Source organism: Pseudomonas sp. 10S5 (assembly GCF_035019745.1).
In the GTDB taxonomy this organism is placed as follows: domain Bacteria; phylum Pseudomonadota; class Gammaproteobacteria; order Pseudomonadales; family Pseudomonadaceae; genus Aquipseudomonas.
In genome coordinates, this window is record NZ_JASJVL010000001.1 from 39,931 (window position 1) to 51,323 (window position 11,393).

The 11,393-nt window shown below is 52.1% G+C and carries 8 protein-coding genes and 1 pseudogene; 3 read left to right on the plus strand and 6 right to left on the minus strand.

What is annotated here, in order from left to right; genetic code table 11:
• Positions 1-4: 4 nt before the first annotated feature.
• Positions 5-385, plus strand: a complete 381-nt coding sequence (locus tag QN378_RS00180; protein WP_323546954.1) for a hypothetical protein — start codon at positions 5-7, stop codon at positions 383-385.
• A gap of 137 nt (positions 386-522) precedes the next feature.
• Positions 523-906 (plus strand): hemagglutinin repeat-containing protein, encoded by a 384-nt coding sequence (locus tag QN378_RS00185; protein WP_323546956.1) that lies wholly within the window; start codon positions 523-525, stop codon positions 904-906.
• On the opposite strand, the pseudogene QN378_RS00190 reads toward QN378_RS00185, so the two are convergent.
• The 3 genes and pseudogenes from QN378_RS00190 to QN378_RS00200 all read right to left on the minus strand — a co-directional run.
• Positions 843-1,402: pseudogene (locus QN378_RS00190) on the minus strand (IS66 family transposase); the annotation flags it as partial. The gene QN378_RS00185 and the pseudogene QN378_RS00190 sit on opposite strands and share 64 nt — an antisense overlap.
• Entirely contained in the window at positions 1,403-3,493 is a 2,091-nt protein-coding gene (locus tag QN378_RS00195) for an acyltransferase family protein (RefSeq protein ID WP_407074092.1), read from the minus strand.
• A 730-nt stretch (positions 3,494-4,223) separates the two neighbouring features.
• Complete coding sequence (locus QN378_RS00200) at positions 4,224-5,393, minus strand: aspartate aminotransferase family protein (protein WP_323546958.1); 1,170 nt, start codon at positions 5,391-5,393, stop codon at positions 4,224-4,226.
• Positions 5,394-5,492: 99 nt separating this feature from the next.
• Here QN378_RS00200 and QN378_RS00205 point away from each other — a divergent pair, with 99 nt between their 5' ends.
• The gene (locus QN378_RS00205; protein WP_322206889.1) at positions 5,493-6,401 is read left to right on the plus strand and encodes a LysR family transcriptional regulator; all 909 of its coding nucleotides are present in this window, start codon (positions 5,493-5,495) and stop codon (positions 6,399-6,401) included.
• A gap of 249 nt (positions 6,402-6,650) precedes the next feature.
• Here QN378_RS00205 and QN378_RS00210 read toward each other — a convergent pair whose 3' ends face one another.
• The 3 genes from QN378_RS00210 to QN378_RS00220 are packed head-to-tail and all read right to left on the minus strand — an operon-like array spanning position 6,651 to position 11,319.
• Positions 6,651-8,462 (minus strand): DAHL domain-containing protein, encoded by a 1,812-nt coding sequence (locus QN378_RS00210; protein ID WP_322204302.1) that lies wholly within the window; start codon positions 8,460-8,462, stop codon positions 6,651-6,653.
• A complete protein-coding gene (locus QN378_RS00215; protein ID WP_322204301.1) occupies positions 8,459-9,409 on the minus strand; it encodes a cytochrome-c peroxidase in 951 nt (316 codons plus the stop codon). The genes QN378_RS00210 and QN378_RS00215 overlap by 4 nt, the downstream gene beginning before the upstream one ends.
• A 17-nt stretch (positions 9,410-9,426) precedes the next feature.
• Positions 9,427-11,319 carry a putative bifunctional diguanylate cyclase/phosphodiesterase gene (locus QN378_RS00220; protein WP_322204299.1) on the minus strand — a complete coding sequence of 631 codons (1,893 nt, stop codon included), beginning with the start codon at positions 11,317-11,319 and terminating at the stop codon, positions 9,427-9,429.
• Positions 11,320-11,393 lie beyond the last annotated feature (74 nt).

Genomic DNA, 11,393 nt, shown 5'->3' on the forward strand with positions numbered 1-11,393 from the left:
AACCATGAATCTTGAGGTCGAAGTTGGTATTTCCTTTGGAGATGTGATTTCGATACTTTCGGCGATAGGCGCTGAATATCGCATCGAAGACGGCTTTTTGACCGGAAACTTTGCTAAATCAAATATTTACTTTGTATTTCATGTTTTTAGTCTCCCCGAGAAGGTTGCCGCTGAGGGGGGGGCATTTGATTGGGAAGTCGGCATGAGTGGCGCGTTTCATTGTCCTGTTGGTTTTTTGTTCGAGAGCGCAGCGGACATTAAATTATTTCTTACGGAACTATCTTCTGATACAGTTTTTAGATTTGTCCTGTCCTTTCAGTATGAAAGCCTATATACAGTTCGCGATGAGTTCGGTATTAGCTTCTTGAAAGAGATGATCGATTAGAACCGCCATTATTGAGCCGCTGGATTGCTATAAACATAGAGGTATCAATGCGAGCGCTGCTGGCGCTCATGTATTTATTGCAGCGTTAAGCGCTTTTAGATTACCGTCTCTGACCGTGAAGTCAGCGTAGCTGCTCTATGGTAAGCCTTACCGCTATCAGCGGTGATGTAATTAATGAGCGCACCGTCACGACCCACAACAGCAGCAACGGTTACAACACCCAAGAACGGCAATTCGCCGACAGCGCGGCTCGGGTCGAGGCGGGTAATGACCTGACGATTCAGGCGGGTCGCGACATCAGCAATTCGGGCGGGGTATTACAGTCCGGTCGAGACCTTGGCCTCACCGCTGGCCGCGACGTCAATATCACCTCTGCGCAGGTGTTGAACAGCGATGTTCACGGGGCCAATAACAACAACGAAACCATCACTCAAAACCGATCCAGCATAACGGCTGGGCGCGACCTGACCATCGGGGCGAGTCGTCGCTCAATGCCAGGTTGTCGCGCCAAAGCGTTATAACCCGGATAATCGTCGGTCATCAGGTAACCACGATAACCTTCAAACAGGCGCAGCGGCAATTCCTGCGCTCGGCTGGAGTGTAATCAAACAGCCCCCTCTTCGATCCGGCGGGCCGCTGGTTTGTGCCCACATCCAGGGTTGGCTGGTCGGATCTCGACCCGGCTCCTTAAGCACTTGCACTCGCGTTTCGTCGCAGTGGATCACCGGACTTTCCAGCAACCGGTCGCGCATCAAGTTTAGCAACGGCTGAAAATGCGCGCTGCACTGGATCACCCAGCGTGCCAAGGTTTGACGCGAGATATCGATGCCGTGACGGCCAAGAACTTTTTCAAAACGGTGCAATGGCAAGGCCGTCGACGTACTGAATGTGCTTAATCACCCGAATTTGCATCGGCACGATCTCTAGCTGTTCGCTGATTTCTTCGTCGATAACGTGTTTGGCATAACCACATGTACAAGTCAGTTCGTATTCTGGAAGCATCCGCACAAGCCGGACTCAAGTCTTCGGGGGACTCTTGCTGCCCGAAGCCTGACCCCCTTCAACTGCTCCCGCGTGAGCCTGCATATAAGGCATCGCTGAAAACGCCTTGGAGAACATAGGTTCCAGCAACGAACCACCCCGCGCATTAAGATGATTATCGTCTAAATACAGCGGCGCTCCACCCTTGCTGCCATAACAGACTTTGTCATCGCAGAGGTAGGGAAGGGGATCAAGAATATGCACGCCGCATTGGTCGTGGGCCTGATCTTGAATGCTCCAGACAAAAGCATTGCGTGCGTTATAGTCTTCGCGGCTTAGGGTGAAGTCGCGTGGATTGCCCAACAGCATTTCCCTGCCGATGGCATCCGTAACGTCGACCCTCATTTCGGGTATAGGCCGCATGAGGTACACCGGGCGGTTTTTCGCCATGGCACATGCACTCTCAACATAGAGTCGCCCAAACTCTTTCAGCGAGGCAGGAGTTGGATTATCAACAGGCATTGAGGCGTAGGCTTGTGGACTACGCTTCTGGGTTTGATCAATACCGTTGTATCCGAGCGGATAAATAGATGTCCGGTTGATCACAATCAGCGGCACATTACTCATTTCCGTTCCGAGCGTTTTGGTGAGTTGCTCCATCATGATGACGCACGGATCCTCTGGATCTTTGTTGGCGTGTTCTCTGACCGTCAAGCCGTCGACCGGTAAGCAAGCGGGAGCGGCTTGAAAGTAGATGCCTTCGTCAAGCGTGGCAAGTGCGTCTTGTGCGACTGTTACCAAGGTAGCGGCATGACTGTCGCCAATGATCATAACTTTGATCATATGGCCCCCATACACACAGGGAACCCCTCTAGCGAGGCATTCACCGTTGCGTGGATTATTGCCACTTTGGGCCTTTTCTATCATCTGGGTAATGTCTGCAGACAGGCGCTGTGATAAGCCGTTCTTAGTCACTACAAACTGAGCCACGCCCCCAGTCAATACCACTAGACCAACCAGCAGTGCCAAGGCGCGAGGCAGAGTCAGTTTCTGCAACCCTCTTCTTACTGGCTGTTCTACAACCCGATAAGAAAGCTCGCTCAGCATCAGCGCCAGCAGAATTGCAACGGCGATCCAGAGGGCATTGTCCTGCTGATAAAAATAGAATAATCCGGCCACCAATGGCCAGTGCCATAGGTATAAAGAATAAGAGCGCGTACCGAGCCATTCGGTGAACTGATTGTTACTCCACAGCGAACTCTCGCACTTGGCCGTCAGCACCATTACTGCACCTAGAGTTGGGATGAGTGCTAAATAGCCGGGCCATGCGTCGGAAGCCTCAATCAAAAAGGTTGAAGCTACAATCAGCAGCAGCCCACCAGCTTCCAACGCTTTGCGTGCAAGGGGGGACAGATTCAGATTTGACCCAAGCAGAAAGCAGAGACCGCCAAGCAACATTTCCCAAGCCCGGGACTGCAAAAGATAAAAAGCTTTGTCCGGTACCGTGTTCGTCAGCGCTATACATGTAATAAAGGAGCAAGCTAGCACCATCACATGAGCTACGATCAGTGCCTTCTTGCTGGGAAACAGTTTCCAAACGATGGCCAGCATGAGGGGTAGAGCCAAATAAAACTGCCACTCGACCGACAATGACCACGTATGCAGTAGCCATTTACTATGGCTCGCACTGTCGAAATACCCCGACTCTCTCAGGTAACTTATATTTGACAGAAAGAATAAGGATTGGCGCGCATGTTTTGCGAGCATCTTGTATTCGTTGGGCGCTAGGAAAAACCAACCCAATGCCAGTAAAACGGCGGTAACGACAACCAGCGCCGGTAAAATGCGTTTCGCCCGCGACCAGTAAAAGGAAAGTATTGAAAAATTACCCTGCTGCAGTCCTTTGGTAATAATTCCTGTCATCAGAAAGCCTGAGATGACAAAGAAGACATCCACACCAGCAAAGCCGCCAACGATGCGGCCAACATTGAAGTGATACAGAACAACCGCAGTGACCGCTAAAGCGCGAAGTCCATTGATATCACGCCGAAATACTTGGCCTTTAGCACCAGAGATTCCAGTAGACGCAGTGCTCCTGATTTTCAGCCAAGTCTTGATAAATTCCATTTTTTTGTTGTGCTCATAAAATATGCGAACGTAGTGAGGTTTTAGTTAATAAACTGATAAAACGAAACTGTCAGAGGCTTTTGATTGAACTAGAGGTATTTGAGAAATCATCCAGCTAGAGAGTGGCAGCGCTGATGATTCATATGCAGGTTATACACACTCGAACTTATTGATCTAAGTATCAACCATTGAAAAACGTCGAATATTGTATGCTGGCCAATTGATATTTGTCAAATGCAGCCTTTAGTTGTGACATTGGAGATGTTTAAAAGTACAGGCGATTATTGCGCAATTATCCCGTTCGTAATTCCTGGCCTTTATAGTTATGGCCCTGAAAGCCCCCGGCAGTTATTAACCGGAGAATGGCCCGAACATCCTGCACTGGTACGTTTTTTCTGACAGCGACGTGTCTTTCTTCAGGTATTCCTCACGCGCTTCGCGTTGATCGCTTAGTCCCTGAATGGGGCGGCGGTGTCTGCGCGATGCTGTTGGCTGCCCTCTGGCTAGGGCTGCATACGCTGAAACGGGTACGGTTTTTCGCGTTACCTTTGAGCCGGGTCTTGGTAGTCAGTTAAAGCCCTGCTGCGGTATCGGCGAATGCGGAATGTACTTTACCAACCCCGGTTCCTAATCGCGCGGGACGGACTTGGCGTCTGTGACAAAGCCCTTGGCGTGGTCTGCGTGGTTGCCTCGGAACACCAGCAGCGCCGAACAGTCATCCCCGATTGCGTCAATGCAACAACCGAACTAGCCCACCCACAATCATCTCCACTTCGTCATCATTAATAGTCAACGGCGGCAATAACCGAATCGTTTGACCTCGGGTGACATTGATCAACAACCCGTGCTCACGGGCGGCAATCAAGGTCAACTCCCTAAACGGCGTGGCGAGTTCGATGCCGATCATCAACCCTAACCCGCGTATCGCCAATACGTTCGGATGATCGTCCAGTTCGGCCCGCAAGGCGGCGAGCAGCCGTTCGCCTTGACGCTCCGCATTTTTCAACAGCCCTTGGTCTTCGATGATGTCCAGCACGGTACAGCCCACCCGACAGGCCAACGGGTTGCCACCAAACGTGCTGCCGTGGCTGCCGGGAGTGAACAGTTGTGCCACTTTTTCCCGGGCGAGGCAGGCGCCGATGGGGATGCCGTTGCCCAGCGCTTTGGCCAAGGTCAGCACATCTGGCACGATGCGCTCATGCTCAAAAGCAAACATCAGACCGGTTCGGCCGATGCCGGTCTGGATTTCATCAAGCACCAGTAACCAGCCACGACGGCTACAGAGGTCGCGAACTGCTTGCAAGTAACCCGCGGGCGCTACCTGCACACCGGCTTCACCTTGAATGGGCTCCATTAACACGGCGGTAATTCGGTCACCGTAGGCCTCGGCGATTTTCTCTAGCGCTGCGCTGTCGCCAAATTTGACCTTGATAAAATCCCCTGGCAGCGTTTGAAAACCCAAGCGCACAGCGGGTCCGTCGCTGGCCGACAGCGTGCCCAGCGTCCTGCCGTGAAACGCCTTGTCCATAACCACTATCAACGGTCGCTCAATGCCTTTTTGCCACCCGTGTAGCCGCGCCAGTTTCAGTGCGGTCTCATTGGCTTCAGCCCCTGAGTTGTTGAAAAACACCCGGTCCAGCCCGGACAGTCGCGTCAGTTTTTGCGCCAGGCGCTGCTGCCAGTCGATGGTGTACAGGTTAGAGGTGTGCAGCAGCAAGCCAGCCTGCTCGCTGATCGCGGCAACAATGCGTGGATGGGAGTGACCGACATTGGTTACCGCGACTCCAGCGACAGCGTCCAGGTATTCACGGTTCTCCTGATCCCACAAGCGAGTTCCCAAACCTCGGGTAAAGCTGATCGGCAAGGGTTGATAGGTGGTCATCAGGCACGGGGCGGTCATGATCTAGAGCTCCTTCTTTGTTGAGATATGCAGTATCGTTAACAACTTATGCTGGATAAACATCTGCCTATTTCAATCAATTTAAAGCTGAGCTTGATAATGGACCTGTTCCAGTCGATGACGGTGTATGTAAAAGTGGTGGAGGCGGGCAGTATGACTGCCGCCGCGCAGCAGTGCTCAATGTCCACCACCATGGTTGGTAATCACCTGCGCGCATTGGAGCAGCGCCTCGGGGTCAGCTTGCTCAAACGCAGCACCCGACGTCAAAGCCTCACCGAGTTTGGCAGTGCTTATTACCAACGCTGCCTCGAAGTGTTGGGATTAGTAGCCGACTCTGAACGCTTGGCTGAACAAGCGCAGGGCGTGCCCAGTGGGCTATTGCGGATTACCGCGCCGCCAGCCTTTGGCGTCGAGTGCTTGGCACCGGCGATGAGCGGGTTTGTACAGCGCTTTCCGGAGGTCAAGCTGGACGTGGAATTGAACAATCAGATCCTCGATCTTATTGATGGCGGGTTCGACGCGGCGATACGTTTGGGTACGCTGGAGCCGTCTGGTCTTATTGCCCGTCCTTTGCAGGATTACACCCTGACCATTTGCGCCTCGGCTGCTTATCTTCAGCGTCGAGGTACGCCGCTTAAACCGCGGGATCTAGAGGATCACGATTGCCTGGCATTCGCTTACCCTGCGGGCGATGAATGGCGTTCCGCTGCGAAGCAATGGAGCTTGAAAGGTGCGCAGGGCCAGGAGGTGGTTCCGGTTTCCGGGCCTATGGCGATCAACAGCACGCCAGGTTTGCGCCAAGCGGCGCTCGCCGGGATGGGCGTGGTGATGATGCCCGATATGCTGGTCAGGCAAGACCTGCGCGACGGCAGACTGGTGGCATTGTTGCAGGATTACCAATTGCCGCGGCGCCCAATGCACCTGGTGTACGCGCAGGACCGTTACCGTTTGCCGAAACTCAGGAGTTTTGTCGACTACGCCTTGGAACTATGGGGGCGAGAAGGTTAGCTCCATGGAGCGGCCTTTTTACTCTGGAGGAAGGTTTTGTATCAGAGATGCAGCAGTGCGATGGAAAACGAAATGACGATTGTCCAGGCGATGGCAAGGTTAAGGTACATTTGTTTTTATCCGCACGATTAAATTGATCGCCATAGTCGGCGAGCAACGAGCAAATAAATAATTACCTTTAACGATTTAGATGATCACGCTAAATGATGACGGGCTGCGCACGGTTGTGTGCACCTTTCAGACTCTGCTTTAGCGCTCATCAACAGCAATGTTCAACGGTAGGTCAAGGACGAATGTTGCGCCTTTGCCCGGACCGTCGCTGTGGGCACTGAGGCGACCTTTCATTTCTATAGCGGCCAGGGCGCAGCTGTGCAAGCCAAAGCCATGGCCCTCTTTGCGTGTGGTAAATCCATGGGCGAAAATTCGCGTCATGTTTTCGGTAAGAATGCCTTCGCCTTCATCCCTTACGCTGATTCGCAAGATTGTGTTGCCGATGAATTTGACGCCGATGGTCATGTTCCTGGAGCGCTCATCCATGTTGCACATCGCATATTTAGCGTTACTGATCAGGTTGATCAAGATCAGCAAAAGGCGGTGTTTGTCGGCCATGATATCCGGAACATTGCTGAAGTCCTTGATCACCTTGACGCGGTGACGAGTCAACGCGCCTGAGTTCATACGCAGGGCGTCTTCTAGCAGATCGTTGATATTGAGGCTTTCGGCAAGGGTAGTGATACCCGCGTACGACTGCTGAGTCGAAACGATGTCCTTGATGTGATCAACGCTGCGGGTCAGTCGCGCCAACTCCTCGGTGATGCTCTGCTGCTCTGAGACCAAGGCTTGGTCTAATTGGTTGAGGTAATCAGGAAGCAGCTTCCCCTTAGGGTCGTGGCTGATGAAATCACCGAGGTCATGGGCGTGCTCGTTGATCAATTGCACCGCTTTGCCTAAGCCGATGGCCTTGCTGCTAGCCAGGGTACGAGTGACCAGTTCAGCTGAAATATTCACGCTGTTCAGCACGTTCCCGACGTTATGCAGCACGTTGGTGGCAATTTCAGCCATGCCAGCCTGGCGCGCGGTATCGAATAATTCGCTTTGGGTGTCTTTCAATTCCCGCGTACGCTCTTCCACTCGTTGCTCAAGACTTTCATTGGCTGTGTGCAAGGTGTTATTGATGCGGCGGTTGATCTCGGCGTAACTGCGCAAAAGACGAATTCCCAAATACAGCATCAAGACGAACATCAGTGCGGACAGAATCAACAAGCAGAGGTGATACAACCGATTAACTCCAATGGCTTGCTCCTGATAACCGTTGAGGAGGCTGTTTATGTCATCCAGGCGTGCCGCGACCGGAACTGCGCCGATACGCTCTACCAGATCATTGACCACTGGTTGTTCACGCAGGATCAACCGCACATGACTGAGCAGGATTTCCAGCGGTAAGTGCAGTTTGAGTGGTAAGCGTTCTTTGTCTATCTCCAGTCGGTTAAGTCCAACCTGAATATCGGCCGCTTTTTCGTCAGAAATTACCTGGGAAAACTCAAGACAATCGAGCAGCAAATCGTACATGTCCGTCAAGGTGGGTTGCAGCAGCGGCGCGCTCCTGTCCAGTTGCTGAAGTTGAAACTGGATGTCGTCCTCATCCAAGGGTAAGAAGGCTAACGAGTTGCGTAAAATCGCGTTATGCGATTTGAACTGCTCCACCAGTCGAGTTTTTTCAGTCATCGCGTCCACGTAAGCGTCACGTCCATCGCGCCAACTATTTACGGTATGACGTGGATAGCCCAACTCCATAAGGACGAACTGTCCCCAGAGTTGGTTTATGCCATTGAGCGGTTCGACCAGTGTGTCGTAGTTTTGATTAGCAGTAATTCGTGCTTCAAGAATTGCGGTTTCCCATTGCGCGTCCAGTTGCTTGATCTGGCTAATCAGATCCCGTGACTCAATATAGTTTGTGGTGTTGTCGGTACTGGATTTGACGTAGAGGAAAAGCAGAATCGATGCAAGGATCAGCGTCAAAGCGCCCAATAGCAGCGATATAAATCGGCGGGACAGCTTCATAAAGGTTTACCCGCCAACTCGCCGGTCAAGGTTTTCAGGAACTGAACAATCAGGCTTTTATCCAGCTCTGAGGGGGTACGCCCCACCTGATATCTGAACATCACCGCAACGGCCTCATCTAACGTTTTTGCTGATCCGTCGTGAAAGTAGGGAGCCGTCAGAGCCACGTTGCGTAGGCTGGGGACTTTAAAGACGTTACGGTCAGCTTCATCTTTAGTTACTGAATACCGCCCCAGATCGACCTCCGTTGGATGGCCCCTGTTGCTGATGTAATCGCCCAGCACGCCAAATTTCTGGTACATATTGCCGCCAATATTGACGCCTTGATGGCAGGCGATGCAGCCGTATTGCTTGAAGCGTTGGTAACCGTATTTTTCTTCCTGAGTCAGGATGTCCGTCTCACCCTTCAAATAACGATCAAAGCGCGAATTAGGGGTTAGCAGTGTTCGTTCATAGGTGGCTAAAGCGTTTTGTACGTTGGCGGCAGTAAGTCCGTCCGGATATGCGCGGCTAAACGCTGAGCTGTAATCAGGGTTGTGGGAAAGGGTATGGATAACGGCCTCCCATGTGTTTCCCATCGCCACGGGACTTCGAATGAACTCGTCAACCTGCGCCTCCAGAGAGTCGGCGCGACCATTCCAGAATTGCCTGAAATTGAGGCTCGCATTCAATACCGTCGGCGTATTGATGCCCATCGGTTTGCCATCCAAGCCAATAGAAAACGGTACGTCGTCGGCGCCACCTCTTTTCAGCTGATGGCAACTGGCGCAGGCCATGGAGTTGTTCCCCGATAGACGCTTTTCGTTGAACAGCTGACGACCCAACTCGACCCGAGCAGGGTTGTGCACCTGCACATCCGGCAAAGGCTTCAGCGGTTCATCAAGCTGTGCTGAAATTGCTGGAAGATAAGGACTGAGCAGCAGCGCCAGAAACGCAATAAAGCGCAAGGTTGATTTATTGTTAATTAGTGAGTTGATGTGGACGGCCCTTGAAACTCCGCTTCCATCTTTCCTGCGCTCAATATTTTGGCAAAAGCCACAGGTTCTATGGCGCGGCTGAAAAAATAACCTTGGCCCTCTTCGCAATTATGCGCCCGAAGGAAATCCAGCTGTGCCTGGGTCTCGATACCTTCAGCGATGATATTGAGCTTTAGGCTTTCACCCAGGCTGATGATTGCATCAACCAATGCCTCGTCATTGCTGTCGGTTCCCAGCGCTCGAATAAATGACTGATCGATTTTCAGAACATCAATGGGAAATCTGCGCAGGTAGCTCAAGCTGGAATAACCGGTGCCAAAATCGTCGATGGCCAGACGAATGCCCATTTCCTTGATTGCCAACAGTACCAAGATGGTCGAGTCGGCGTTCTGCATTAGCACGCCTTCGGTGATCTCTAACTCTAATTGAGCAGGGCCCAATCCGGTTTCTGCAAGTACGCTGCGGATGCTTTCGAGAAACCCTTTTTGGCGAAACTCAGTGGCAGAGATGTTTACGGATATACGAATTGTCGGCAGTCCGTCGGCTTCCCAGGCACAAGCTTGGCGGCAGGCTTCACGCAATACCCATTTACTCAGCGGTACTATCAATCCAGTGTCTTCGGCCACCGGAATGAATTCAGACGGAAACACCCAGCCGTGGTCGGGTTTCAACCAGCGAATCAACGCTTCGGCGCCTACTATCTTTCCAGTTTTCAGATTGAGTTTGGGTTGGTAATGGAGCACGAACTCATCACGCTCCAGCCCCAGTCGAATGCCCGACTCGATGGATTGGTGTTCTCGTGCGCGCTCATTCAAGTTGTCAGCAAAAAAGCAGAAGTTATCCGGCCCTATGATTTTGACGTTACGCATGGCGTTTTCAGCTTTTTTGATTAGCTCGATAGGCTCTACGCCATCGTTTGGAAAAATACTGATCCCAAGGCTCGCGGTCACCGTCAGATCGTGGCCGGCGATGTAATGCGGCACTCGCAAAGCCGCCAACAGCTTCTCGGCGATGCCGGTGGTTTGATGGGGGTGATGAATGTCGGCCAATATCACCACGAACTCATCGGAGCCGTACCGAAATACCGCGTCAGATTGGCGCACTGTATTGACCAGACAGTGGGCTACCTGTTTAAGCATTTCATCACCGGTGGGATAGCCGAGGGCGTTGTTGATTCGCTCGAATCTATCCAAGCCAATAAAAAATATAGCCAATTGCAAATCGTGCCGTTTAGATAAAGCGATGGCTAAGGCCAATTGACCTGCCAGCAACGTGCTGTTTGGCAGCTCCGTCAGCACATCGTACTGAAACAGGTGTGAAACTTTCATCGCTTCCTGTACCCGTTCAGCGATGGTTTGCTCCAGCCCAAGCATTTTCGCCGCGACTTCCTCTGCCAGCTGCCATTTGACCGTTAGCGCGCTGGCCATCTGGCGAATAGCCAAAGTGTCGAAGGGTTTTTTCAGGATTAACAATTGATCGCCGAATTCAAGACGCTCGGTCATGGCTTCCAATGAGTGATCAGAAAAAGCGGTACACAGCGCTACTTGCAGCTTCGGATCAACCTTCCACAACCGCTCGATGGTTTCCAGGCCATCCCAGCCGGGTGGCATGCGCATGTCGATAAAGGCCAGGGAATAAGGTCGACCTTCAGCTAAAGCGCTTTCGACCATGGCTAGTGCTTCTTCGCCTTGATAAGCAGAATCCAGCTCAAAGAGCTTACGTGACGGTTTCACCGTACCAAACAATGCAGCTTCGGCTGACGCCAGAGATTGCTCGCTGTCGAGTTCGGGGCAAAGGATTTTTCGGAAATCCTGATGTATCGACAGGGTGTCATCGATGATCAAAATACGTCGGTTATAGGCGACAGGAGCAGTCTTCATCGCGGACTCCGAGAGACGGGGCGATAAATCGAAAATGCGTCATCGATGGTCGAACCTAAAGTGCACGCGTACGC

Coding starts and splice junctions, on each gene's coding strand:
- QN378_RS00180 (WP_323546954.1), top strand. CDS start 5: ATGAATCTTGAGGTCGAAGTTGGTATTTCCTTTGGAGATGTGATTTCG.
- QN378_RS00185 (WP_323546956.1), top strand. CDS start 523: ATGGTAAGCCTTACCGCTATCAGCGGTGATGTAATTAATGAGCGCACC.
- QN378_RS00195 (WP_407074092.1), bottom strand. CDS start 3,493: ATGGAATTTATCAAGACTTGGCTGAAAATCAGGAGCACTGCGTCTACT.
- QN378_RS00200 (WP_323546958.1), bottom strand. CDS start 5,393: ATGACCGCCCCGTGCCTGATGACCACCTATCAACCCTTGCCGATCAGC.
- QN378_RS00205 (WP_322206889.1), top strand. CDS start 5,493: ATGGACCTGTTCCAGTCGATGACGGTGTATGTAAAAGTGGTGGAGGCG.
- QN378_RS00210 (WP_322204302.1), bottom strand. CDS start 8,462: ATGAAGCTGTCCCGCCGATTTATATCGCTGCTATTGGGCGCTTTGACG.
- QN378_RS00220 (WP_322204299.1), bottom strand. CDS start 11,319: ATGAAGACTGCTCCTGTCGCCTATAACCGACGTATTTTGATCATCGAT.